A 25,818-nucleotide genomic window follows, 5' to 3' on the forward strand; every position below is an offset into this window, starting at 1 on the left:
AGGTGAAAACTGTGTTTGATCGTTTAGAAGCTGTAGAAGCTCGCTATGAAAAACTAAACCAATTATTAAGTGATCCGGATATTATTAGTAACACGGCAAAATTACGTGAATATTCAAAGGAACAATCAGATATACAAGATACTGTTATGGCTTTTAGAGAATATAAAACAGTGAAAGAACAACTTGATGACGCAAAAGCAATGCTTGATGATAAATTAGATGCAGATATGCGTGAGATGGTAAAAGAAGAACTTTCTGAGTTACAATCTCAGCAAGAAGAGCTAAGTGAAAAACTACGTGTATTACTTTTACCGAAGGACCCTAATGATGACAAAAACGTTATTATGGAGATTCGTGGAGCAGCAGGTGGAGACGAAGCAGCTTTATTTGCTGGTGACCTGTACCGTATGTATAGCCGCTATGCTGAAGCAAATGGCTGGAGAACGGAAGTAATGGATGCAAACTCAACTGGTGTTGGTGGATATAAGGAAATTATTTTCATGATCACCGGTAAAGGTGCTTATTCAAAGTTGAAGTTTGAAAACGGGGCTCACCGCGTTCAACGTGTACCTGAAACTGAATCAGGTGGTCGTATTCATACATCTACTGCGACGGTTGCTGTATTACCTGAAGCAGAAGAGGTTGAGGTAGAAATTCATGAGAAGGATATCCGTACTGATACGTATGCATCAAGTGGAGCAGGTGGACAGAGTGTAAATACAACGATGTCTGCTGTACGTTTAACACATATCCCGACAAATACTGTTGTTACATGTCAGGACGAAAAATCACAGATTAAAAATAAAGAAAAAGCGATGAAAGTACTTCGCGCTCGTGTTTACGATAAAATCAACAGTGAAATTCAAGCCGAGTATGATCAAAACCGTAAGCTAGCTGTAGGAACAGGAGACCGTTCTGAAAGGATTCGTACGTATAACTTCCCGCAAAACCGTGTAACCGACCACCGTATTGGTTTAACGATTCAAAAGCTTGATCAAATCCTTCAAGGAAAGCTTGATGAAGTGTTTAATGCGCTAATTATGGAAGACCAAGCACAACGTATGGAGCAAGCTGAGTAATGAAGAGTATCACTAAAGTGTATGAAGCCCTAAACTGGGCTTCTTCTTGTTTACGGGAAGAAAATCGTGACGAAAATGTTGGGGAGCTATTACTTTGTCATCATTTGAAAATGAACAGGTCACAACTGCTAGCGAGTTTGCGAGATGATTTGGATGCTGATGTTGTAGAGTGTTTTATGGAAGATGTTAAAAAACACATTACTGGCATACCTGTACAATATATTATTGGCTATGAAGAATTTTATGGTAGAACTTTTAAAGTGAATAAAGAAGTTCTGATTCCTCGTCCAGAGACAGAAGAGTTAGTAGAAGGTGTACTAAAACGTGCAAAGACTTTGTTTGGGGATGCCAAGGTTTCAGTTGTTGACGTTGGAACGGGAAGTGGAGCCATTGCAATTACACTTGCTCTGGAGAACTTAAACTTTGACGTATCCACGGTAGATATAGCGGCAGAATCCATTAAAGTTGCGAAGAAAAATGCCGTGCGCCTTGGTGCTAAAGTGGAATTTTATGAAGGAGATTTACTAGGGCCGTTAATTGAAGGGGGAAAGAAAGTCGACATTGTTGTCTCAAATCCTCCGTATATTCCTGATTATGAAATTGAAACACTTTCCACTATTGTAAAAGACCATGAACCGATCCGCGCTTTGGTTGGTGGGTCAGACGGACTAGACTTTTACCGACGATTTATGGACGAGATTCCACAAGTGTTGATTGAAAAAGGATTAGTAGCATTTGAGGTAGGCGTAGGACAAGGTCAACCAGTAGCTGACTTACTAACTACAACTTTTCCCGCAGCAAAGGTCCAAGTTGTAAATGACATCAATGGTAAAGACCGAATGGTATTTGCGGAGATAGGGTTTTAGAGAGTGTGCCTCCAGATAGGGGGCATCTTTATGTTAATAGCCATTCACCAGAGATTGTTTAAGCGAGTTCAAGTTAACCCAATTTATGAGCCCTCTAAAGAGGAAAACTGGCAAACAGATGTTACATAAATCAATTTATGAACCCTCTAAAGAGGAAAATTGCAAAACTTAGGTCACGTAAATCAATTTATGAGCCCTCCAAAGAGCAAAACTGGCAAACAGAGGTTACATAAATCAATTTATGAACCCTCTAAAGAGGAAAATTGCAAAACTTAGGTCACATAAATCAATTTATGAGCCCTCCAAAGAGCAAAACTGGCGAACAGAGGTCACATAAATCAATTTATGAGCCCTCCAAAGAGCAAAACTGGCAAACAGAGGTCACATAAATCAATTTATGAACCCTCCGAAGAGGAAAATTGCAAAACAAAGGTCACATAAATCAATTTATGAAACCTCCGAAGAGGAAAATTGCAAAACAAAGGTCACATAAACCAATTTATCAGCCCTCCCAAAAACAAAATCGTCAAACAGAGGTCACATAAACTTCAGTATGCAAATCCCCCCTATTTTAAAAGAGCTAAAAAATAAATTTTAAAAGTTTACTAGATTTTTTTAATTTACTAGTTTAAGAATAGAATCTGTTGTCTAGACTGTCTTAGTGAAGGGGCGGTGCTAGTTAACATGAAAAAACAAAACGCAATCATTATATATATTCTTTTATTATTAATCGGAGCAAACGTAGGAATCTATCAAGATCAATTATCAGCTCAGGCAGCAGCAAATGAGCCTGTTGTAATCCCAGAAGAAGCCATTCGACTTCGCATTCTAGCAAATAGTGACTCTAGCAAAGACCAAGAGTTAAAAAGAAAGATTCGCGATGAAGTAAATGCAGAAATTACAAAATGGGTAGCAGAACTAACTTCAATCGATGCGGCAAGACAACTAATCAAAAGCCGTTTAAGTGATATAGAACAAATCGTGGAGCAAACGTTAATAGAAGAAGGAATAGATCAAGCATATACAGTAGATTTTCAAAATAATGTTGAATTCCCAACTAAGCTTTATGGCAACTTTATTTACCCGGCAGGACAATATGAAGCAATCCTTATTACACTAGGTGAAGCACAAGGAGCAAACTGGTGGTGCGTGTTATTTCCTCCTTTATGTTTCTTAGATTTTTCAAACGGAGAAGCAGTTGATCCACAAATAGCAGATGATCAAGAGAAGGAAGAGAAAGAAACAGCTACGAAAGAAAAAGAAGAAGTGAAGGTAAAATTCTTCTTAGTTGAATTCTTCACATCATTATTTAGTTAAATTTAATAGAAAATGTTCTAATTATTATTCCATCTCATAGATTAGGTAATAGAAATCTAATAAATGAGGTGGAATTTTAATGTTAGTAGAAATTAGAGTAGCTAATGAAAATGATATAAATCGATTAAAGGAATTTTTAGGACAAGCCAATGTAAATGCAGATGGAGTGGACACAATTGTGGATAACTTCATTCTAATGGAAGATTCAAAAGGAAATCTAGTAGCAACACTTGGAATTGAAAGACTAATGAAGGATGGATTACTTCGTTCATTAGTGATGTCACCAAAACTTGACCAAACGCAAATTCTTTCTTTATTTAAGGGAATTTCAGCATTAGCAAAAGAGAAAGAGCTAGAAAACTTATATCTAGCAACAAACAAACATGCATCTGTTGAATTCTTTACGATGCTTGGATTTGGTAAAGTTGAGGCAGAGCAACTACCAGAACACTTAAAAGAGTCGCAACATCTACAATACTTACTAGAAGATGTGGATAACTCAATATTTATGAAATCTAGTATTGCTTAGTAGATTAAGAGTTTAAGCTATTTTTAAAATCCACAAAGTTATCCACTATTATGAAGGTCTTATCCACAATCTGTGGATAAGGCTTGTTTTATTTTAGTGATTAACTTATACTTTCTGAGAGAAATAACTATTGATTGTAGGCTTTTTTAGCAATAATTAGCCTTTCGCTTCAGGAGGGGACCGAAATGAATACAAAAATATGGACTGTGAATAACTTTGAAGGGAATATAGAGAGTTTTCCACAGATTCAGGAAGCTGCCAAGATTCTAAAAGATAACGAAGTGGTAGCCTTTCCAACTGAAACTGTTTATGGATTAGGTGCAAATGCACTTTCTGATGAGGCAGTAGCTAAAATTTTTGAAGCAAAAGGGCGTCCTAGTGACAATCCCTTAATCGTACATATAGCAACAAAGGATCAACTTACGAATATAGCTGTGGATATTCCAGACATGGTTCAAACCTTGGTCACTCATTTTTGGCCAGGTCCTTTAACACTTGTTTTAAAGAAAAAAGATCAATCAGTAGGTGAAAAGGTAACCGCAGGATTAGAAACAGTTGCAGTCCGTATGCCTGACCACCCAATTGCACTTGCCTTACTTAAAGCAGCAGACCTACCACTTGCAGCACCGAGTGCAAACCTTTCTGGAAAGCCAAGCCCAACAAGCGCGAAGCATGTTATTGATGATTTAGAAGGCAGAATAGCTGGAATCATTGATGGTGGAGCAACAGGGGTTGGACTTGAATCAACTGTGTTGGACTGTACAGAGAAAATTCCTGTTATCTTAAGGCCAGGTGGTGTGACGAAGGAACAGTTAGAAGAAGTTATAGGCGAGGTTAGATTGGATCGTGCTCTTCTTGTAGAAGGACAAGCCCCTAAGTCACCAGGAATGAAGTACATTCACTATGCACCAATTGCACCTCTAGTTATTGTTGAGGGAAGTCCCCAATTTATTCAAACTCTTGTGGATAAGAAAACTGAAGAGGGCTTAAGGGTAGGAGTTCTAACTACTGAAGAAAATAAACATTACTATAAGGCAGATGCAGTTCTTGATTGTGGTATGAGATCAGACTTACAGAGTGTTGCTAGCAAATTGTATGATGTTTTACGGACATTTGATATGACGAATGTAGATTTTATATACAGTGAATGGTTTCCGCAAGTTGGAGTAGGCCAAGCGATCATGAATCGATTATTAAAAGCAGCAGGTAATCAAGTTATAAGTGAATAAGGTGAGTAAAGTGGATTCTAATAGAATTCACTTTTTCATGTTCACTTAGTCTATTTACTACTGGACTTGCATAAAGTGTATCAGACAAGTCCTAAGGGAGGTAGATGATGAGTGTAGCTTCGGTAATTGGAGAGTTTTTAACTTTATTTGTGATGGCATTGGCATTAGGAATGGATGCATTCTCGGTAGGACTTGGAATGGGTCTAATCCAACTTCGACTAAAGCAAATATTTTACATAGGTATCACAATTGGTTTATTCCATGTTTGGATGCCCTTAGTGGGGATGACAATAGGACGATTTTTATCTGAAAAATTTGGGATGATTGCAACTATAGCTGGTGGAATTCTATTGTTAATTTTAGGTTTCCAAATGATCCTTGCATCCTTTAAAGATGATGATCAGCGAATGATCACCCCAGTCGGATTTGGATTATTTATATTTGCGCTTAGTGTTAGCTTGGACAGCTTCTCTGTTGGCTTGAGCCTTGGAATCTATGGCGCTAGAACTATTGTAACGATTCTCATGTTTGGGGTAGTTAGTATGATCCTTACTTGGATAGGTCTATTGCTCGGAAGACGTGTACAAGGCTGGTTTGGCTCCTATAGTGAGGCATTAGGTGGTAGTATCTTATTAGCCTTTGGGATTAAACTTTTACTGCCATTTTAAAAAAACGAAAAAAACAGAATTTTTGACAATTTTGTGAGTCGAGACCAAAGTTTCGACTCTTTTCGCTATTTCCCCCTATATCCAACGTAATATATGTTTTATAATAAATGAAACGTGGGAAAATAAACCTACAAATCATAAGGAGGCTTCCCGGATGATCAATATTTTGTTTGTTTGCACAGGGAATACGTGCCGTAGCCCAATGGCAGAAGCGATTCTAAAGAGTAAACAAATTTCTGAAATGACAGTCAAATCTGCGGGTGTATTTGCCGATAATACTAGTGAAGCTTCTATAAATACGAAAAAAGTCCTAAATGAAGAAGGAATACCACTGGATCATCAGTCTTCCATGCTTACAAGAGAGCAGATTGACTGGGCTACATATATTTTTACAATGACGACTCAGCATAAGTTCTTAATTGCTGAGCGCTTCCCAGATGCGATCGAAAAAACTTTTTCGTTAAAAGAATTTGTAGAAGACGTACAAGCGGATGTAGTAGACCCATTTGGTGGACCGGTAACTATTTATCGTCAAACGTATGAGGAGCTTAACCAGTTAATTGAAAAATTAATTAGGAAATTAAATAAAAAATAGCTAACAAACTAACAAATAGGGTTCAGGGGGAAAACAGGGTGGAAGAAAAAAAGCGATATAAATTTGGTTTACGATTAAAGCTAGTAACATTTATTACGTTATTAGCAATTGTCACTTATACAACAAGTGCGGTCTTTATTTACTTTTTACAAGGGTATGTAGAACATATCGTGAATGAACAGTTATTTACGATTATCACTCTACTGATGGGTATCTTTTGGTCTGGGGTTCTAGCCTATTTTGCTGCAGGATTCATTACAAAGCCATTGCAGCAGGTTGAAAGAATCGCGATTAAAGCAGCAAATGGTCAGATTGATGAAGATGTAATCGTTTCAAAATCAGATGATGAAATCCGTTCATTAGGCCTGGCTTTTAACAAAATGCTTCATAACCTACGTGAGATGGTTAGCAATATTGAGGAAAACTTTGAAAATACGAATGCAAAAGTAGTAGAAATCTCGAAGGCTTCAAGCTTAGCATCTGATCAGGCTGATAACATTTCGAGAACAATAACAGAAATTTCAAGAGGTGCTGATAGTTCAGCAGTGTCTATTCAAGAAACGGCTGAGTCTGTGGAAGATGTAATTAAAATTGCTGAAGAAGTTCAGGAAAAGGCACAAACATCAGAAAAACTATCATCAGAAATGGTAGAAACACTTCATGAAAGTTCAGGAATTGTTCGTTCATTAGTTGAAGGTATTACAAAGTTAGCTGAAGATAATCAGGTTTCTTTACAAGCAGTTCGACGCTTAGAAGAAAATGCAAAGAAAGTAGAAAATATAATTTCACTAGTTGGTGATATTGCAGGTCAAACTAATCTTCTAGCACTAAATGCTTCAATTGAAGCTGCAAGAGCTGGTGAGCATGGAAAAGGATTTGCAGTTGTTGCTGAAGAAGTACGTACACTTGCAGATCAAAGCTCCAAAGCGGTTCAAGGAATTACTGAATTGATTAAAAATATTCAAAGAGAAGTTGAGAATGTAGTTTCTCAAATTACTGAGCAAGTGGAAGTGGCAAACCAAGAGTCGAAAAAAGGTGCAACCACAAATAATGCCATAGTTGAAATGACTGAATCAGTAAATGAAGTGGCCGGTGCTGTTAAACAGATTGCAGTATTAGTAGAACGTCAAATGGACAGTATCCGTGATACAGCAAGACAATCACAAGAAGTAGCAGCCATTGCCGAAGAAACATCTGCTGGCGCAGAAGAAGTAACAGCATCTACTCAAGAACAAGCAACAGTCATGGGCGACGTCGAAAAACTTGCAGGCGAACTAGCAAACCAAGCAGAAAAACTAAAACAAACAATCGAACGCTTCTCATACTAAGATATTAACCCTAACCTCTACATTGTAGGGGTTTTTTACTTTTCTCTAGGTTACAATAGGGGGAGAATAGATTATGATGGAAGTAATTATAATAGGCTCTTTTCCGGTATGTTGTTATTACATATTATTTGTTTTAGAGTGGATTGAAGCGGAAGGCACTTGACTCCTGCGGGAAGTAGAGGAAAGGTCGAGGAGGCTCGACTTCCTCCCCGATGGGAATTCGCCCTTGAAAAAGCCGGCAGTTGGGCTTTTTCATAGTTCCCCGCGGAAAGCAAGTGCCTGTAGCGCAAAGGAACGGTCAAAGTTCCAAGGGAAATCCTTACATATTTGATAAGAGAGCCAAAAAAAACAAAACGGAGGGTGTTAAAATGAAAGTAGCAATCGCATCAGATCACGGTGGAATCAATATCCGTGAAGAAATTAAAAGCTTAATGAAAGAAATGAACATAGAATACATAGATTTAGGCTGTGAATGCAATACATCTGTCGACTACCCAGACTATGCAGTACCAGTAGCAGAAAAAGTAGCAAATGGTGAAGTAGACCGTGGGATCCTAGTTTGCGGAACAGGAATTGGAATGAGTATCGCAGCAAACAAAGTAAAAGGAATCCGCTGTGCACTAGTACATGATACATTTAGTGCCAAAGCAACTCGTGAACATAATGATAGCAATGTCCTAGCCATGGGTGAGCGTGTAATCGGCCCAGGTTTAGCAAGAGACATTGCAAAAGTATGGTTAACCACTGAATTTGAAGGTGGAAGACATGAAAAACGTGTGAACAAAATGATGGACTATGAGAATACAGTAAAGTAGTTTTAAGATGAAAGGTGGAACGGGTAATGTCAGAGGATTTAAAGCAATGGAAAATTCAGTTGCAACAAATACTTGAGGATTTCCGTAAACAAGTCACACTTTCGGAAGAAGATATTGTAGTAATCGGATGCAGCACGAGTGAAGTGATGGGTGAGAAAATTGGAACAGCTGGGACGTTTGAAGTGGCTGAAATGATTTTTAATGAATTCAAAGCTCTAAAGGAGAGCACTGGTGTCGGGCTTGCTTTTCAATGCTGCGAACATTTAAACCGGGCACTGATTGTAGAGAAAGAAACGGCTCAAAAAAGAAACTTCGAAATCGTTTCTGTCATCCCAGCCAGAACGGCAGGGGGAGCAATGGCTACCTATGCATACAGTCAATTTACAAAGCCGGTAGTTGTTGAATTTATTAAAGCAGATGCAGGTATCGATATAGGTGATACTTTTATCGGAATGCATCTAAAACATGTAGCTGTTCCAATTCGAAGCTCCATTCGAAACCTAGGTCACGCCCATGTGACACTCGCCAAAACTCGACCTAAATTAATTGGCGGCGAGCGAGCGGTTTACAGTGAGAAGGTTGAAAATAAAACTTGTTAGTAATCCTCACACTTGTGGGGATTTTTTATTTTTAAAAATTAAAGTGTAACATTTTCTTTAGTCATTCGTTTTAATGATGGGAAGGGAGGGCGAGCGCCCTTTGATTTAGATGTTGTTTGGATGCCACTGTATACTGGTGAAATGAAAGAATTTGAATCGGGTCACTCGATTGCAGGAGGAAGTTTTTTATCCATTGCTGGTATAGGATTATCGAGTGCTAGAGCCACAGATGAAGACTATAACTCAGAATTTTATAGTAGGTTAGCGCAAAACACGGTTGAGACGAATCAAGAGTTTATGCTATCAAATATGGAAAAGCTAATTAATGAGGAAAGTAAAAGTTACCGAGAAGATTCCCTGGGACTCTATTATCTTGAGGAACGATATGACTATATAAAAGAACATGGTTTTAAAGTATATGGTGCTGTCGTAACGGGTCCGGTGAAGGAGCTCATAAAATTAAGAGATGTAAAGGAGATTCAAAGTCCGACACTTGGGGATTTTGAATACTGGAATTGGGTTCCGAGAGAGGAGTAGAAACTATCACTTCCTCTCTCAAAGCGAAAGTGCTAAAATGGAGAAAGGTTTTTAATAAGGTTACAATTTAGGTGACAAAGGGGGATACAATGTCAATGAAACATTTATCGCAGCAAGATGAAAGCGTTTTTGCAGCTATTCAAGATGAATTAGGTAGACAACGTACCAAAATTGAGCTTATTGCATCAGAGAACTTTGTAAGTGAAGCTGTAATGGAAGCTCAAGGTTCCGTTCTTACAAATAAGTATGCAGAAGGATATCCTGGACGTCGTTATTATGGCGGCTGTGAGCATGTTGATGTTGTAGAAAATATTGCGCGCGACCGAGCAAAAGAAATTTTCGGTGCAGAGCATGTAAACGTTCAACCACACTCTGGTGCTCAAGCAAATATGGCTGTTTATTTCACGATTTTAAATCAGGGTGATACAGTACTCGGAATGAATCTATCTCACGGTGGACATTTAACGCACGGTAGCCCAGTTAACTTTAGTGGAATTCAATATAATTTCGTTGAATACGGAGTTGATCCTGATACTCACCGTATTAATTATGATGATGTACTTGAAAAAGCAAGATTACATAAACCTAAATTAATCGTAGCGGGTGCTAGTGCATATCCACGTGCGATTGATTTTAAACGTTTTAAAGAAATTGCAGATGAGGTTGGCGCATACCTAATGGTAGACATGGCGCACATTGCTGGTTTAGTTGCAGCGGGTCTTCACCAGAACCCTGTACCATTTGCGGACTTCGTAACAACGACAACACATAAAACACTTCGTGGTCCACGTGGTGGAATGATTCTTTGTAAGGAAGAATACGCAAAGAAAATTGATAAATCAATCTTCCCAGGAATTCAAGGTGGCCCATTAATGCACGTAATCGCTGCAAAAGCTGTTGCATTTGGAGAAGCACTTCAACCTGAATTCAAAGCGTATGCACAAGCTGTTATTGATAATGCAAACTCTTTAGCAGAAGGCTTGAAAAATGAAGGCTTAAACATCGTTTCAGATGGAACGGATAATCACTTACTGTTAATTGATGTTCGTTCATTAGGAATCACTGGTAAAGTAGCAGAACATGTTCTAGATGAAATCGGGATCACAACTAATAAAAACACAATCCCATTTGACCCAGAAAGCCCATTTGTAACAAGCGGCCTTCGAATCGGAACAGCAGCAGTAACAAGTCGTGGCTTCGGACTAGACGAAATGACTGAAATCGCTTCAATCATTGCATTCACTCTAAAAAATCACGAAGACGAAGCAAAACTTGCTGAAGCAAAACAACGTGTTGAAACATTAACTGCGAAATTCACATTATATAAAGAACTATAATTACTCACACTAAGAGGGTCAGACAGAAAATGTTTGGATCCTCTTTTTGTTTTAGGTTCTTTTCGTAAAATTTGTTGCTCCTGACTGTATTATAAGCATGAGTGGATTGGAGCGAAAGGCATTTGACTCCTGCTCAGAAGTTGAGGAAAGGTCGAGACCCCACAGGCGCATGCGCCGAGGAGGCTCGACTTCCTCCCCGCGGAAAGCAAATGTCTGCAGCGCAAAGGAACGGTCAATGTTCAATGTGAAAAACAACGGTATTTGAGAAAAGAGCCTTATTTTATGAACAATAACGTAAATTTTAAATCCTACCTTGAACATGTCCCACTTTTTCTGTAAAATCGATTGAGGTGTTAAGAACGTCTAAAATGCAACGCACAAAAAGGAGAGATAGCAATGGGAAAAGTATACGTATTTGATCACCCGTTAATACAGCATAAACTTACATACATACGTGACATCTCAACAGGAACAAAAGAATTCCGCGAACTAGTTGATGAAGTTGCAAGCTTAATGGCATTTGAAATCACACGAGACCTACCACTTCAAGAAGTAGAAGTAGAAACACCAGTTGAAGTGGCAAAGTCAAAAGTGCTTGCAGGTAAAAAACTTGGAATCATACCAATCCTTCGCGCTGGATTAGGGATGGTTGACGGAATCCTAAAATTAATCCCTGCTGCAAAAGTAGGACACATTGGCTTATACCGTGACCCTGAAACATTACAGCCGGTTGAATACTATGTAAAACTACCTTCTGATGTTGAAGAGCGTGACTTTATCGTTGTTGATCCTATGTTAGCAACTGGTGGATCAGCAGTAGAAGCGATCAACTCTCTAAAAAAACGCGGTGCAAAAAACATTAAGTTCATGTGCTTAATTGCTGCTCCAGAAGGCGTAGATGCAATTAAAGAAGCACACCCGGAAATCGATATCTATATCGCAGCACTTGATGAAAAGTTAAATGACCACGGCTACATCGTACCTGGCTTAGGTGACGCTGGTGACCGCTTATTCGGAACGAAATAAACCTTCTTAGTCCAATCCATTCTTGTGGATTGGACTTTTTTGTGTCTTGTGGGGCCTGACCCCCATTGCGTTAATGCGTTAGTGTACTGGGGGTCAGGCCCCGCATACTTCGCATAAAAGTGGGGTGATTGAGTAAGGCTAGGTTTGAGGTGGTAGGATGGAGATGAGTATTCGAATCATTTTAGTGGCGTTATTACTACTTTTTGGGCCAAATGCGCTTGGAGTTCAAGCAACAACTATATTTCCACAGCGACCAACTCTTCCGCAAGAATCACCAACTGAAACGATACACTCTATTCTTATGACTGATAAAGATGACCTGTCATTATTGCTTGAGAAAACAAAGAAGAGGTATCCCTCCATACAAGTTAACAGAGTATATGACACGGTATTCTATGGGGTGTCAGCTAAAGGGCCTCGCCGTGATATTGAAAAACTCAAAAGAGAAATGGGTATTAAACAGTCGTTTCCTGTTACAACGTATAAAGTTTCATTAGATGAAAGTGTACCTTTTATAGGAGGAGACGAAATCAGGGGGCTTTTTGATCAAGCAGATCATCGTATCACTGGTCAAGGGATAAAAGTTGGTGTCATTGATACAGGAATAGATTACAAGCATCCGGATTTGAAAAATAGTTACCATGGTGGATCAGACCTTGTCGACGGAGATAAAGATCCAATGGAAACGAAGGGACAAGCAGGACTGCAAACGTTACATGGAACACATGTTGCCGGTATTATTGCAGCGAATGGAAAATTAAAAGGTGTTGCTCCAGACGCAGAAATTATTGCTTATCGTGCACTAGGTCCTGGTGGTGTTGGTACATCAGAGCAAGTCATCGCTGCCATCGAGCAAGCGATTAAGGACAAGGTTGATGTCATCAATCTATCATTGGGCAACTCAATAAATGGTCCAGACTGGCCAACGAGTGTTGCACTTGATAAAGCAGTTGAAAATGGGATTGTTGCAGTAACCTCTAGTGGAAACTCGGGTCCAGAGGTATGGACGGTAGGGTCACCTGGTACGTCCTCTAAGGCAATATCAGTTGGAGCATCAACACCGCCCATTGAAATTCCTTTTTTGAAATTTGGTTCTAGTAAAAAAGAAATTGACTTAATACCAATGCAAAATTCGAAAACTTGGAACTTTAAAAAGCAATATGAAATTGTTACTGCAGGTATTGGAAGACCAGAGGAGCTTAAGAATGTGAAAGGCAAAGTGGTTTTAATGGAAAGAGGAGAGTTAACCTTTACCGAAAAAACCTTGAACGCACTATCCAAAGGAGCAATAGGTGTTCTGATTTACAATAATGTAAAAGGGTCATTTGCTGGTAGCTTAGAGGTTGGTCTCAATCTCCCAGTCGCATCTCTTTCAATGGAGGATGGACTTTGGTTAAAAAAGAAGCTTGAATCGGAAAAAAACCACTATATTCGAACGGAGTATCGCAAACAAGAAGATGTTTTAGCAGATTTTAGCTCACGTGGTCCTGTTACTGAGACGTGGGAAATAAAACCTGATGTAGTGGCACCGGGAGTTGCAATTGATAGTACAGTACCTAATGGCTATATGGCGCTTCAGGGTACAAGCATGGCTGCACCACATGTGGCTGGTGCATGCGCATTAATAAAACAAGCACATCCTGATTGGTCACCTGACCAAATTAAGGCCGCACTAATGAATACTGCAAAGAAATTGAAGGACGACAACAATAAGGAGTACATGCCAAATGAACAAGGTGCTGGTCGTATTCAGTTAAAAGAGGCAATTGAGGCTGAGTCACTTGTCTATCCTAGCTCACTAGCTTTTGGTCTTTTTCAAAAGCATGACAATAGAAAAGAAAAAAGAATCAAGATTACATTAGACAATCAAACGGGTAAAAGAAAGTCCTATCATTTCAATACCCCGAAAAATCAGAATGGTCTTCAGTGGCAGTTGCCTCATACAGTTTATGTTAACGGAAAAGAGAAGAAAGAAGTTGAGATAACGCTCGACATCACACCATCTGTAATTGGTCCTGGTTTACATTATGGTGAGTTGGAGATTCTAGAAGCTAGTAACAAAACGAAGATTCCTTATATGTTTGTCATTGATGAACCAAACTACCCAAGGGTAATGGGCTTTCAGTTTGGGGCTGGTGATACACCAGGTACCTTTAAGTATGAGTTATATCTACCTAGAGGTGCTGATGAATACGGAATTGCGTTGTATGACCCAGATACCTTACAATTCATCACCTTTTTAGATTGGAAAAGAGAAGTTTCAAGAGGCTTACTAGAAAAGGAATTTACAGAAGAAGAAATCAAGTTAAAGGGAGTTTACAAGGCAATTGTCTTTGCAAATAAGGATGGACAGGAAGATACGATTGAAGCTGATATTATAATTGATAAGAATATCATTCGGCCGTAGAAACGTAGATTTTGTGAACATTTTGTGAAAGAATATCTTGTAAAAACATAACCTGACACACCCCGTAGCGTTTACAAGGTGCAAAAGACGTTGAGTTTAACACTATCTGCACCTTGTAAATCATTAAGCATAGCATATAATGTCGAATGATGAATGTGAACTTTTTCACTGTAAACGCATTGACATTGATAGGTGCCTATTGTATGCTAATCAAGGGTATAAATGATAGGGTTTTCAAAGTTATTTTATATGAAAACTTTGCTATCATTAATCAATATTTTTCGACAATTCTCCACTCCACTATCATCTTTTAGATGAAGTAACATTTTCAAAGTCTACTAACAATCCATTCCCACGCAAAAGTGAGGAACGTGCGAATGCGTCAAAAGCAAAAACACCCTTTACAAGCGATCGCATTAATGTCTGGTATTACTTCGCAGCTAGTAGGTTCCATATTAATAGGAATCTTTTTGGGAAGATGGATTGACAGGACATTTAATACCGAACCACTATTTCTAATTATCGGCCTTCTACTAGGACTTGCGGCAGGTATTTATGCCATGCTCCGCTTGGTCAACCACTACTTATCAGGAGATTAAATGATGGAAAACTTATCTCAAATGTCTAAGAGATACTATAAGTACATATTTTTCCTGATGTCTATTTATGTTTTAGGCTGGGGCTTTACAGCTTATCAACCAATTTTCCTAGGGTTAATTCTTGGGACAACCTTAAGTTTGTATAATTTAATAGTTATGGTTCGAAAGAGTAATCGTTTTAGTAAGGCAGTGGAAGAAGGGAAAAGGGTTGGATCACTAGGAACGTTTTCAAGACTGGCGTCCGGTGCATTAGCCGTTTTAATTGTTTTAGAATTCCCTGATCATTTACACTTAGTTAGCACTGTATTGGGATTAATGACAATATACATTGTCATTATGATAGATTTCTTTTTGCAAAACTTACGTAAGTAGCTTGGAAGAGAGGTGAATACTGTTGGGTCACGGAGCTCCTACAATTGAGTTTTTAGGACTTTATTTTAACCTATCAAACATTTTAATGATTACAGTTGCAAGTATAATTGTATTCATAATTGCTGTTGCAGGAACTCGTACTTTAGCACTCCAACCTACAGGGATGCAAAACTTTGTAGAATGGATTATTGATTTTGTCAAAGGCATAATCTCAAGTACGATGGACTGGAAAACAGGAGGCCATTTTTTAACATTAGGATTGACATTGTTACTGTATATCTTTGTCTCAAATATGTTAGGGTTGCCGTTTGCAGTAATCATAGGTGAAGAACATAACTTATGGTGGAAATCACCAACTGCAGATCCTGTAATTACATTAACATTAGCAGCAATGGTCGTAGCATTAACACATTATTATGGTATCAAGATGAAAGGTGCCGCTGAATATGGGAAAGACTTTTTCAGACCCATGCCTTTCTTATTCCCACTAAAAATTGTTGAAGAGTTTGCAAACACTTTAACACTTGGTCTTCGTCTCTACGGGAATATTTTTGCGGGTGAAATTCTATTAGGGCTATTAGCTGGTTTAGCAACAAACGGCTATGCTCAAGGCGTTGCAAGTGGAATCATTGGTACGTTAGTAGCGGCATTGCCGATGCTAGTATGGCAAGGATTCAGTATCTTTATCGGTTCAATTCAAGCATTTATCTTTGTTATGTTAACAATGGTTTATATGGCACACAAAGTGAGTCACGACCATTAAAATAAATGCCTTGTCCAAAATGAAAGTTTTTGGACATCCAAACATTTTATCTATTTATTATTTATACAAATTAAAGGAGGAAATTAATAATGGGTGCATTAGCAGCAGCAATCGCAATTGGTTTAGCAGCACTAGGTGCAGGTTTTGGTAATGGAATGATCGTAAGTAAAACAGTTGAAGGGATTGCACGTCAACCAGAAGCACGTGGAGCTCTTCAAACTACAATGTTCATCGGGGTTGCATTAGTAGAGGCGATTCCTATCATCGCGGTAGTAGTTGCGTTCATGGTAATGGGACAATAATAATTTCTTGACTTATATTACTATTTCAAATAGTGGCGAAGTTGTCTCGGGTGAGAACCTTCGCCATTGCTTTATGTGATGAACTAAACAAAGCTTTAAATATATGTTGTAATGAGACGTTTGTCTCACTCTAGTGACTCTTGAAGGGAGTGAATCGAGCTGTGTTAACAAATATATTCGTTTTAGGAGCTGCTGCTGGCGGCGACTCATACTTGAATACTGGTGACATCATTTTTCAGTTGGTAATATTCTTAGTCTTGTTAGCATTGCTTCGTAAGTTTGCATGGGGTCCTATTATGGGCATCATGAAACAACGTGAAGAGCATATTGCAAATGAGATTAAAACTGCAGAGCAAAATCATGTAGAAGCAAAGAAACTTGCTGCAGAGCAACGCGAAATGATGAAACAATCACGTCAAGAAGCTTCTGAGCTAATTGAAAATGCTAGAAAATTAGGTGAAGAGCAGAAGAATGATATCATCCAAACTGCTCGTACTGAGGCAGAACGTTTAAAAGAATCTGCGAAGAAAGAAATCGAACAAGAAAAAGAGCGCGCAGTTTTAGCTTTACGTGAGCAAGTTGCTTCATTATCTGTATTAGTAGCTTCAAAAGTGATTGAGAAAGAACTAAATGAACAAGACCAAGAGAAGCTAATTAATGAGTACATTAAAGAGGTAGGAGAAGGGCGATGAGCATAGGAATCGTAGCAAAACGATACGCAGTAGCTCTTTTTCAAATAGCGAACGAACAAAATGCTTTAAATCAGTTTGAAGGTGAACTTCGTACGGTGAAACAAGTATTCTCTGAAAACACAGAGCTATTCGCTATTTTACAAAATCCTAAATTAGCTTTAGAACGTAAAAAAAGCATGATTAATGATGCTTTTACAGGTCTTTCAACACCTGTACTTAACACATTAATGATTTTATTAGACCGTCATCGCATTAACATTGTGATTAATATGGTTGAAGACTTTATCAAAATAGCTAACGAAGCTCGCGGCATTGAAGACGCGAAGGTGTACTCTGTTCGTCCTCTAACTGAAGATGAAAAGAATGCAATTTCTTCTTCTTTCGCAGTGAAAGTTGGCAAAAGTGCTTTACGCATTGAAAATATCGTAGACAAAGCTCTAATTGGAGGCGTAAAGCTTCGAATTGGAAATCGTATATATGATGGTAGTGTAAGTGGAAAATTAGCACGCTTAGAGCGTGAACTTATTGCGAAAAGATCGTAGATAGGGGTGAAATTCATGAGCATCAAAGCTGAAGAAATTAGTGCGCTGATTAAAAAGCAAATCGAAAATTATCAGTCTGAAATTAAAGTGAGTGATGTGGGTACGGTTATCCAAGTAGGTGACGGTATTGCGCGTGCTCATGGCCTCGACAATGTCATGGCTGGAGAACTTGTTGAATTTTCGAACGGTGTCATGGGAATGGCACAAAACTTAGAAGCAAACAACGTAGGTATCGTAATACTTGGACCTTTCACTGACATTCGTGAAGGTGACGAGGTTCGTCGTACAGGCCGTATCATGGAGGTTCCTGTAGGTGAAGCATTAATCGGACGTGTAGTTAACCCACTTGGTCAACCAGTAGATGGATTAGGTCCAATTGAAACAACTAAAACTCGTCCAATCGAAAGCCCAGCACCAGGAGTAATGGACCGTAAATCAGTACATGAGCCATTACAAACTGGTATTAAAGCGATCGACTCATTAATTCCAATCGGTCGTGGTCAACGTGAGTTAATCATCGGTGACCGTCAAACTGGTAAAACAGCAGTTGCGATTGATACAATCCTTAACCAAAAGAATGAGGATATGATTTGTATCTATGTTGCAATTGGACAAAAAGAATCAACGGTACGTGGAGTTGTAGAAACTTTACGTAAAAACGGTGCATTAGATTACACAATCGTTGTAACAGCTTCTGCATCACAACCTGCTCCATTATTATTCTTAGCTCCTTATGCTGGGGTAACAATGGGTGAGGAATTCATGTACAACGGTAAGCACGTTTTAGTTATCTATGATGACTTAACAAAACAAGCGTCTGCATACCGTGAACTTTCATTACTACTTCGCCGTCCTCCAGGTCGTGAAGCATATCCAGGGGATGTATTCTACCTACACAGTCGCTTACTTGAGCGTGCAGCTAAATTAAGTGATGCAAAAGGTGGCGGATCATTAACAGCTTTACCGTTTATTGAAACACAAGCTGGTGACGTATCTGCATATATTCCTACAAACGTTATCTCGATCACTGACGGACAAATTTTCTTACAATCAGATCTTTTCTTCTCAGGTGTACGTCCTGCAGTAAACGCAGGTTTATCGGTATCACGTGTAGGAGGATCTGCTCAAATTAACGCAATGAAAAAGGTATCTGGTACATTACGTCTTGACTTAGCTTCTTACCGTGAGTTAGAAGCATTCGCTCAATTCGGTTCAGACCTAGACAAAGCGACTCAAGCAAAACTTAACCGTGGTGCACGTACTGTAGAAGTACTAAAACAAGGATTAAACAAGCCTATTGCAGTTGAAAAGCAAGTTTCGATTCTTTATGCACTTACACGCGGATTCTTAGATGAAATTCCTGTAGAAGATATCACTCGTTTTGAGTCAGAATTCTATATGTGGTTAGAGCATAACCGCAAAGAAATTCTTACTACAATCAAATCAACTGGAAAACTTCCAGAAGATGCTGATATGCAAGCAGCAATCAACGACTTTAAGAAAACATTTGCTGTTACAGAATAATAAAACCTCTAATCGGCGAACGGCGTTTCGCCGATTAGCATGAACATATAGTAAAATTAACTCGGTTATTCCCATAATCGAATGACTTTTTGAGAAAAAGGTGGTGAGAACCTTTGGCATCATTACGTGATATAAAAAATAGAATTACCTCTACTAAGAAAACTAGCCAGATCACTAAGGCGATGGAAATGGTATCTGCATCTAAATTCAGCCGTGCTGAGCAAAATGCAAAAGCATTCGTCCCTTATATGGAAAAGATTCAAGAGGTAGTAGCTAGTATCGCACTTGGAAGCACAGATGTTAGTCACCCAATGTTAGTCAAACGACCAGTGAAAAGAACAGGTTATTTGGTTATTACATCAGACCGTGGTTTAGCAGGTGCGTATAACAGTAATATACTTCGTGCAGCTTATCAAACCATTCAGAAGCGCCATAAAAGCACAGATGAGTATTCAATCATTGCGATTGGGCGTGTCGGACGTGACTTCTTCAGAAAACGTGGAGCGCACGTTATTTTAGACATCGCTGGTTTAGGAGATCAACCTTCTTTCGCTGATATTAAGGATATTGCGAACAAAGCGGTTAGCATGTTTGCTGATGAAACATTTGATGAGATCTACTTATATTACAATCATTTCATTAGTGCGATTCAACATGAAGTAACAGAGAAAAAGCTTTTACCATTAACAAACATTAACACTGAGAAACAGCTAACTTCTTATGAATTTGAGCCATCACAAGGCGAAATTCTTGAAGTATTACTTCCTCAGTATGCTGAAAGTCTCATCTACGGCGCACTTTTAGATGGAAAAGCAAGTGAGCACGCTGCTCGTATGACAGCGATGAAAAATGCAACTGATAATGCGAAAGAGCTTATCAACTCACTTACTCTTTCTTATAACCGTGCACGTCAGGCTGCAATCACGCAAGAAATTACCGAGATTGTTGGTGGAGCTGCGGCATTAGAATAAAAAATTCTTTTCGAAAAGCAAGTTAGGAGGGAAAACGATGACAAAAGGACGCGTTACCCAAATCATGGGTCCGGTTGTAGACGTAACGTTTGATAGCGGACATCTTCCTGAAATTTACAACGCCCTTGTGATTAATCATAAAGCACGCAACGAAAACGAAGTTGATATTAACTTAACTCTTGAAGTTGCAATTCATCTTGGTGATGACACAGTTCGTACTGTAGCGATGTCATCTACAGATGGTCTAGTACGTAACATTGAGGTTACGGACACTGGTGCTCCGATTTCAGTTCCAGTTGGTGATGTAACTTTAGGTCGTGTATTTAACGTACTAGGTGAAAATATTGACTTAGATGAGGAAATTCCTGCAGGAGTACGTCGTGACTCTATCCACAGAGAGGCTCCAACATTTGATCAACTTTCTACAGACGTAGAAATTCTTGAAACTGGTATCAAAGTAGTAGACCTTCTTGCACCTTATATCAAAGGTGGAAAAATCGGTCTATTCGGTGGTGCGGGTGTAGGTAAAACGGTTCTTATCCAAGAACTTATCAATAACATCGCTCAAGAGCACGGTGGTATCTCTGTATTCGCTGGTGTAGGTGAGCGTACTCGTGAAGGTAATGACCTTTATCATGAAATGACTGATTCAGGCGTTATCAAGAAAACAGCAATGGTATTCGGACAGATGAATGAGCCACCAGGAGCACGTATGCGTGTTGCTCTTACTGGTCTTACAATGGCAGAATACTTCCGTGATGAGCAAGGACAAGACGTGTTATTCTTCATCGATAACATCTTCCGTTTCACACAAGCAGGTTCTGAGGTTTCAGCGCTATTAGGTCGTATGCCATCAGCGGTAGGTTACCAACCTACACTTGCAACTGAGATGGGGCGTCTTCAAGAGCGTATCACATCAACTAACGTTGGTTCTGTTACATCTATCCAAGCAATCTACGTTCCAGCCGATGACTATACTGACCCGGCTCCAGCAACAACGTTTGCTCACTTAGATGCAACAACAAACCTTGAGCGTAAGCTTTCAGAGATGGGTATCTACCCTGCGGTGGATCCATTAGCGTCTACATCTCGTGCGCTATCTCCTGAGATCGTTGGTGAAGAGCACTATAATGTAGCTCGTTCAGTACAACAAACGCTTCAACGTTATAAAGAGTTACAAGATATTATCGCTATTCTAGGTATGGATGAGCTTTCAGAAGAGGATAAATTAACGGTACAACGTGCACGTCGTATCCAATTCTTCTTATCTCAAAACTTCCATGTAGCAGAACAGTTTACGGGACAAAAAGGTTCTTACGTACCTGTTAAAGAAACAGTTAAAGGCTTTAAAGAAATCCTTGACGGTAAATATGACGACCTTCCAGAGGACGCATTCCGTTTAGTAGGACGTATTGAAGAAGTAGTTGAAAAAGCTGCTCAAATGGCTTAATAAACGGACGTAGGAGGGTTTATAATGAAGACAGTAAAAGTCAATGTCGTTACCCCTGATGGCCCAGTTTATGAAGCTGACGTAGAAATGGTAAGTGCTAAAGCTCAAAATGGTGAGCTTGGTATCCTACCAGGACACATTCCTATGGTTGCTCCACTTCAAGTTGGTGCAGTCCGATTTAAAAATGGAAGCAACACTGATCTTGTGGCTGTTAGTGGAGGCTTTCTAGAAGTACGTCCTGACCAAGTGACGATCTTAGCACAAGCTGCTGAAACGCCTGCTCGCATCGATGTCGAGCGCGCTAAATCAGCAAAAATGCGTGCAGAACAACGCTTGCAAGCGAAACAAGACAATGTTGATTTTAAACGTGCTGAGCTCGCTTTAAAACGTGCCATCAACCGCTTAAATGTAACAGAAAACAGATACTAATCGTATCTTCAACTTTTACAACCCCCATCGTGAGCCTTAGACGCTTCCGGTGGGGGTTTTTACTTTGTAGTGGGAATTGTGTCTTGTGGGGCCTGACCCCCGGTGCGGTGAAGTGTCGAAGTGTTTGGTAATTCGTAAGTGTATTTATGTCAAATTTAAGTAAATTTGACTTTTGGTTAAGTATTTATGAGAATTTGTTAAGTATATAAGGGAAAATGTTAAGTAAATCTAGATTAAAGTTAAGTAAATCGTGTTAAGGGTTAAGTATTTCAAATAATTAGAAATTTAAACTAAAGAAACTCCACGGAAATTAAGTCTCTACACTAGGTATTACATAAAAATATCCCTTTTTCCCTCAATCCGATACTTTTAATTAGGTTTTTACTACCAAAACTATATATAATAGGTAATACCAATTCTTACTTTTGCACGGAGTGATATCATGAACCCAATTTCACCATTAGTTTTTGACCTTTCTATCGGCAGACAAAAGCCGGAGAGTATTCGGAATCGATCTGCAGCTTGTCCCTTTTGTGATAGAGATAATTTAGAGAAAATCCTAGCAGAAGAGGGCTCAATCATTCTTCTAATGAACAAATACCCTACGCTAGAAAATACGTTTCAGACAGTATTGATTGAAACTGATAACTGTGAAGATGAATTCTCTACCTACTCTAAAGAGCATATAGAGAAGTTGCTACGCTTTGCTATCAAGCATTGGTACGAGATGATTGATAGTGGTAAGTATAAGTCTGTCTTACTCTTTAAAAACTATGGTCCGTTTTCTGGGGGGTCAATCCATCATGCCCATATGCAAATTGTTGGATTAGAAGAACAGGATTACACGGAGCATGTCTCTTTAAATCAATTTGAAGGGATAGAGATTCACAAGAAAAATTCTGTAGAGTTTAATATCTCAACGAAACCAAGGATGGGGTTCTTTGAATTCAATATATGTATGGAGGACCTTGAGGATTTATCGATACTGACGCACTATTTACAGACTGCAACCCATTACGTTTTACATCACTTCAGTGCGAACTGTAATAGTTATAATATTTTCTTTTATAATATTGAAGAAAAAATCTATGTGAAGGTGATTCCTAGGTTTGCAACATCACCTTTGTTTGTTGGGTATTCAATCCCCCAGGTTGCGCGAAACATTGATGAAGTTGCTGAGAAGGTACGTAACATTTATTTTAATAAGTAATGCAAAAAAGAACTCACACATGGAGTTCTTTTTTTCTTAGCGTCCTGATTGAAATTCATAATTGCGAACAACCATACCTTTAGCCTTTTTCATTCCGAATTTCTCATAATAGGGTTGAAGTTCATCATCACAAATAAGATCGATCATATAGTGATCTTGTAACTCCTCAAACATACGCCTAACTAATTCCTTACCAATCCCTTTATTTTTATAGGCTGGCAATACCTCTAAAAGTGGTATATAAGCAGAGAGCACTCCATCACTTATTGCCGTAATAAATCCTACTACTTGTTTATCATCAAGAGCCAAAACCACTTTATAGCTGTTTTTTAGTAGCTGAAAATGTTTCTCTTGGGAAGGTGGGTTCGGCCACCCGTCAAAAAAACCTGTAAGCATTTCCGAAGAAATACTATCTAGTGAAGTTGTGTATATCATATCTAATCTCCTTTCTGATCTAAACTAGTTTTTATCAGAAGGATTTATTAATAAAATAGCAATCCCATTGTTTTTGCCTCCTATTATGGAAATAATAGTTATCTGTAAGGTATTCAACAATAGTTGGATAATTCCTTTTAAAAACGAATCTATGTAGGTGAGCTCTTTGAACATTTTTACAGTAGAAACTTGGGATGACGTTCTGTGGCAGCAAGCGAAAAGAATATATAATGAAGCTTTTGGAAATAAGGATGCAAAATCTGAAAAGATTATTCGTAATATGTTTGATAGGGGTATTGCCCAGCTCCATGTAATGTTTGTAGAAACTAGAGTGGTAGCACTGGCGATAACTGGTCATTTAAAAGGTGAGAATTCACTAATTATTGATTACTTGGCTGTGGGTAGCAGTTACAAACAACGAGGTTATGGAAGTAATTTAGTAAATTATATTGGGGAGTGGGCAGTAAATGAAAAGAAGATCAATAGAATTTTTATTGAGGTAGAGTGTGAGGAAACGGTGGAGAATTTAGAGCGGATTCTCTTTTGGAAGAAATGTGGTTTTATGTTAACGAACTATGTACACAGATATAAGTGGGTGCCTGAAACTTATAAAGGGATGTATCTTCTGTTAGAAGGGGACGATGTGACAATTAAGGGTGAAGACATCTTTGATGAAATTGGTAAGTTTCATAGGATTTCTTTTCGTAAATAAAAATGGAAAATAATGTTATGGGTGTGTTAAAGTAAGTTGTATAGGAGGGGTATCATTGGTAATTAATACTGCTAAATTAGAAATTTTTGTAGGTGCATTAGCAATCATTACAGGATTTACATATGTACTTGGTGTATTTGGACCAACCGAAGCAGAAGTATCTGATTGGGGGTTCTTTGCTGCTGTATTAGGCGGAATCATGATCTACTTTAGGATGAATAAATCCACAACGAAAACTTCTAACTTGATTAAAACGGTTTTTGCATTCTTATTATTGCTTATCCAAATACCGGCTGTTATTCTGTGGTTCATGTTTAGTGGGAGTGGTATATCTGATGGAAGTCCAGCAAGTGATTTTGTAGCACACTGGATTTATGCAGTACCACATATAGCTATTATTATTTTAGGGTTATTAGTTATTTTGTTTATGTTTACAAGAAAAACTGTATAAGTCGAAGTGCTCAGGAGAGGTTTTTGTCTGTGCGCTTTTTTTAGTTATATGTTAACCCCCATTTTTCCCCCTAGTATTACTACATTTTTATCCCCTAAATGGTTTTTCTCAAGAATTTCATAAGTCTAGGAAGAGTGTGATAATTGTCATTGAATTTAAATTAATTTTTTACTATTGTTGGTGGAGGTGGAGTGTCTGGGTATGGGTGAGGAAACTGGACTCAGATTCCGTTATTTATGGAAAAAGAGGCTGTTTGGGGTGGAAAGTGGACTGAGAGGACGTTATTTGGTGGAAATGGTGCCGGATTGGGATGATTTTTGGTGTTTAACGGTCTGTGAGTCCGTTATTGGGATTGAATCAGTGGTGTTTTGTAGGAATAGCGGAATCTGAGTCTGGTTTTGTGGTTTGTGGTAGGTAGATAGTTCGTGAGTGTCAGTTTGGAAACTTCGTTTCTTAGGTGGGGGAGGACTTTTTATGCTCCACCTTGGTGTTGGTACGCTAGATTGCTGGCGCAATCTAGCTAGTAGGGTGGGGGCCATGTGTCGACAGTATGGTGTGCATTTCTGTATGTTGCCGGAATTTGCCTCCCTTGAGAAAACTGGCGTTTTCTCATTTTCAGCTGGCGCTGAAAACAAGCAAAGGAATAAACATTCCTTTTGAAAAAAGCGAGTTTTTTCCAGTCACTTTTCTTTCTCCACCTTGGTGAAGTTACGCTAGATTGCTCGCGCAATCTAGCTAGTGGTGTGGGGGACGAAGTGTCGACAGAGGGGTGTGCATTTCTGAATGAGGCCGGAATTTGCCTCCCTTGAGGAAACTGGCGTTTTCTCATTTTCAGCTGGCGCTGAAAACAAGCAAAGGAATAAATACTCCTTTGAAAAAACGAGTTTTTTCCAGTCGCTTTTCTTTCTCCACCTTGGTGTAGGTACGCTAGATTGCTCACGCAATCTAGCTAGTGGTGTGGGGGACGAAGTGTCGACAGAGTGGTGTGCATTTCTATACTGGTCCGGAATTTGCCTCCCTTGAGGAAACTAGCG

General features: G+C 38.9%; 28 protein-coding genes. 27 read left to right on the forward strand and 1 reads right to left on the reverse strand.

The features are described 5' to 3' along the window. Nucleotides 1-11: 11 nt before the first annotated feature. The 25 genes from prfA to J2Z26_RS19130 all read left to right on the forward strand — a co-directional run bounded on the left by prfA (nt 12) and on the right by J2Z26_RS19130 (nt 23,186). A complete protein-coding gene (gene prfA, locus J2Z26_RS19010) occupies nt 12-1,079 on the forward strand; it encodes a peptide chain release factor 1 (protein ID WP_193535228.1) in 1,068 nt (355 codons plus the stop codon). Then, on the forward strand, nt 1,079-1,945 hold the full coding sequence (gene prmC / locus J2Z26_RS19015; protein WP_193535229.1) for a peptide chain release factor N(5)-glutamine methyltransferase: 867 nt from the start codon (nt 1,079-1,081) through the stop codon (nt 1,943-1,945). Before prfA ends, prmC begins: the two co-directional genes overlap by 1 nt. 684 nt (nt 1,946-2,629) lie before the next feature. Then, complete coding sequence (gene spoIIR / locus J2Z26_RS19020; protein ID WP_193535230.1) at nt 2,630-3,262, forward strand: stage II sporulation protein R; 633 nt, start codon at nt 2,630-2,632, stop codon at nt 3,260-3,262. Nucleotides 3,263-3,341: 79 nt separating this feature from the next. After that, entirely contained in the window at nt 3,342-3,791 is a 450-nt protein-coding gene (locus J2Z26_RS19025; protein ID WP_193535231.1) for a GNAT family N-acetyltransferase, read from the forward strand. A 185-nt stretch (nt 3,792-3,976) separates the two neighbouring features. Then, on the forward strand, nt 3,977-5,020 hold the full coding sequence (locus J2Z26_RS19030; protein WP_193535232.1) for an L-threonylcarbamoyladenylate synthase: 1,044 nt from the start codon (nt 3,977-3,979) through the stop codon (nt 5,018-5,020). A gap of 107 nt (nt 5,021-5,127) precedes the next feature. Beyond that, on the forward strand, nt 5,128-5,688 hold the full coding sequence (locus tag J2Z26_RS19035) for a manganese efflux pump MntP (RefSeq protein WP_193535233.1): 561 nt from the start codon (nt 5,128-5,130) through the stop codon (nt 5,686-5,688). A gap of 154 nt (nt 5,689-5,842) precedes the next feature. Next, entirely contained in the window at nt 5,843-6,283 is a 441-nt protein-coding gene (locus J2Z26_RS19040) for a low molecular weight protein arginine phosphatase (protein WP_193535234.1), read from the forward strand. 38 nt (nt 6,284-6,321) lie between these two features. Continuing rightward, nucleotides 6,322-7,611 carry a methyl-accepting chemotaxis protein gene (locus J2Z26_RS19045; protein WP_193535235.1) on the forward strand — a complete coding sequence of 430 codons (1,290 nt, stop codon included), beginning with the start codon at nt 6,322-6,324 and terminating at the stop codon, nt 7,609-7,611. Between the two features lie 368 nt (nt 7,612-7,979). Beyond that, on the forward strand, nt 7,980-8,426 hold the full coding sequence (gene rpiB / locus J2Z26_RS19050) for a ribose 5-phosphate isomerase B (RefSeq protein ID WP_193535236.1): 447 nt from the start codon (nt 7,980-7,982) through the stop codon (nt 8,424-8,426). 26 nt (nt 8,427-8,452) lie between these two features. Then, nucleotides 8,453-9,025, forward strand: coding sequence for a TIGR01440 family protein (locus tag J2Z26_RS19055; RefSeq protein WP_193535237.1), 573 nt, complete (start codon nt 8,453-8,455; stop codon nt 9,023-9,025). Nucleotides 9,026-9,088: 63 nt separating this feature from the next. Continuing rightward, the gene (locus J2Z26_RS19060) at nt 9,089-9,562 is read left to right on the forward strand and encodes an anti sigma factor C-terminal domain-containing protein (protein ID WP_319638032.1); all 474 of its coding nucleotides are present in this window, start codon (nt 9,089-9,091) and stop codon (nt 9,560-9,562) included. A 95-nt stretch (nt 9,563-9,657) separates the two neighbouring features. Continuing rightward, nucleotides 9,658-10,899, forward strand: a complete 1,242-nt coding sequence (locus J2Z26_RS19065; protein ID WP_193535257.1) for a serine hydroxymethyltransferase — start codon at nt 9,658-9,660, stop codon at nt 10,897-10,899. Nucleotides 10,900-11,295: 396 nt separating this feature from the next. Further along, complete coding sequence (gene upp, locus J2Z26_RS19070) at nt 11,296-11,925, forward strand: uracil phosphoribosyltransferase (RefSeq protein WP_193470730.1); 630 nt, start codon at nt 11,296-11,298, stop codon at nt 11,923-11,925. A gap of 163 nt (nt 11,926-12,088) precedes the next feature. Continuing rightward, a complete protein-coding gene (locus tag J2Z26_RS22340) occupies nt 12,089-14,332 on the forward strand; it encodes a S8 family serine peptidase (protein ID WP_193535239.1) in 2,244 nt (747 codons plus the stop codon). Between the two features lie 377 nt (nt 14,333-14,709). Continuing rightward, on the forward strand, nt 14,710-14,931 hold the full coding sequence (locus tag J2Z26_RS19080; protein WP_193535240.1) for an AtpZ/AtpI family protein: 222 nt from the start codon (nt 14,710-14,712) through the stop codon (nt 14,929-14,931). 3 nt (nt 14,932-14,934) lie between these two features. Next, nucleotides 14,935-15,303 carry an ATP synthase subunit I gene (locus J2Z26_RS19085; protein WP_193535241.1) on the forward strand — a complete coding sequence of 123 codons (369 nt, stop codon included), beginning with the start codon at nt 14,935-14,937 and terminating at the stop codon, nt 15,301-15,303. A 22-nt stretch (nt 15,304-15,325) separates the two neighbouring features. After that, nucleotides 15,326-16,066 (forward strand): F0F1 ATP synthase subunit A, encoded by a 741-nt coding sequence (atpB, locus tag J2Z26_RS19090; protein ID WP_193535242.1) that lies wholly within the window; start codon nt 15,326-15,328, stop codon nt 16,064-16,066. Nucleotides 16,067-16,155: 89 nt separating this feature from the next. After that, nucleotides 16,156-16,368, forward strand: a complete 213-nt coding sequence (atpE, locus tag J2Z26_RS19095) for a F0F1 ATP synthase subunit C (protein WP_193470725.1) — start codon at nt 16,156-16,158, stop codon at nt 16,366-16,368. Nucleotides 16,369-16,529: 161 nt separating this feature from the next. Next, nucleotides 16,530-17,060, forward strand: a complete 531-nt coding sequence (atpF, locus tag J2Z26_RS19100; protein WP_319638030.1) for a F0F1 ATP synthase subunit B — start codon at nt 16,530-16,532, stop codon at nt 17,058-17,060. Beyond that, nucleotides 17,057-17,602, forward strand: a complete 546-nt coding sequence (locus J2Z26_RS19105) for a F0F1 ATP synthase subunit delta (RefSeq protein WP_193535244.1) — start codon at nt 17,057-17,059, stop codon at nt 17,600-17,602. Before atpF ends, J2Z26_RS19105 begins: the two co-directional genes overlap by 4 nt. Before the next feature lie 15 nt (nt 17,603-17,617). Next, nucleotides 17,618-19,126 carry a F0F1 ATP synthase subunit alpha gene (atpA, locus tag J2Z26_RS19110; RefSeq protein ID WP_193535245.1) on the forward strand — a complete coding sequence of 503 codons (1,509 nt, stop codon included), beginning with the start codon at nt 17,618-17,620 and terminating at the stop codon, nt 19,124-19,126. A 113-nt stretch (nt 19,127-19,239) separates the two neighbouring features. Beyond that, a complete protein-coding gene (locus J2Z26_RS19115) occupies nt 19,240-20,097 on the forward strand; it encodes a F0F1 ATP synthase subunit gamma (protein WP_193535246.1) in 858 nt (285 codons plus the stop codon). Nucleotides 20,098-20,134: 37 nt separating this feature from the next. Further along, nucleotides 20,135-21,547 carry a F0F1 ATP synthase subunit beta gene (atpD, locus tag J2Z26_RS19120; protein ID WP_193535247.1) on the forward strand — a complete coding sequence of 471 codons (1,413 nt, stop codon included), beginning with the start codon at nt 20,135-20,137 and terminating at the stop codon, nt 21,545-21,547. 24 nt (nt 21,548-21,571) lie between these two features. Then, nucleotides 21,572-21,976 carry a F0F1 ATP synthase subunit epsilon gene (locus J2Z26_RS19125; RefSeq protein ID WP_193535248.1) on the forward strand — a complete coding sequence of 135 codons (405 nt, stop codon included), beginning with the start codon at nt 21,572-21,574 and terminating at the stop codon, nt 21,974-21,976. Nucleotides 21,977-22,418: 442 nt separating this feature from the next. Next, nucleotides 22,419-23,186, forward strand: coding sequence for a DUF4931 domain-containing protein (locus J2Z26_RS19130; protein WP_193535249.1), 768 nt, complete (start codon nt 22,419-22,421; stop codon nt 23,184-23,186). Between the two features lie 36 nt (nt 23,187-23,222). Here J2Z26_RS19130 and J2Z26_RS19135 read toward each other — a convergent pair whose 3' ends face one another. Beyond that, entirely contained in the window at nt 23,223-23,621 is a 399-nt protein-coding gene (locus J2Z26_RS19135; RefSeq protein ID WP_193535250.1) for a GNAT family N-acetyltransferase, read from the reverse strand. A gap of 166 nt (nt 23,622-23,787) precedes the next feature. Between J2Z26_RS19135 and J2Z26_RS19140 the strand changes: the two genes are divergently transcribed. Together J2Z26_RS19140 and J2Z26_RS19145 are read left to right on the forward strand one after the other, a co-directional pair. Beyond that, complete coding sequence (locus J2Z26_RS19140; protein ID WP_193535251.1) at nt 23,788-24,333, forward strand: GNAT family N-acetyltransferase; 546 nt, start codon at nt 23,788-23,790, stop codon at nt 24,331-24,333. 55 nt (nt 24,334-24,388) lie between these two features. Then, a complete protein-coding gene (locus J2Z26_RS19145) occupies nt 24,389-24,784 on the forward strand; it encodes a hypothetical protein (RefSeq protein WP_193535252.1) in 396 nt (131 codons plus the stop codon). Nucleotides 24,785-25,818: the final 1,034 nt, after the last annotated feature.

This window comes from Cytobacillus luteolus (genome assembly GCF_017873715.1).
Classification (GTDB): domain Bacteria; phylum Bacillota; class Bacilli; order Bacillales; family Bacillaceae_L; genus Bacillus_BV; species Bacillus_BV luteola.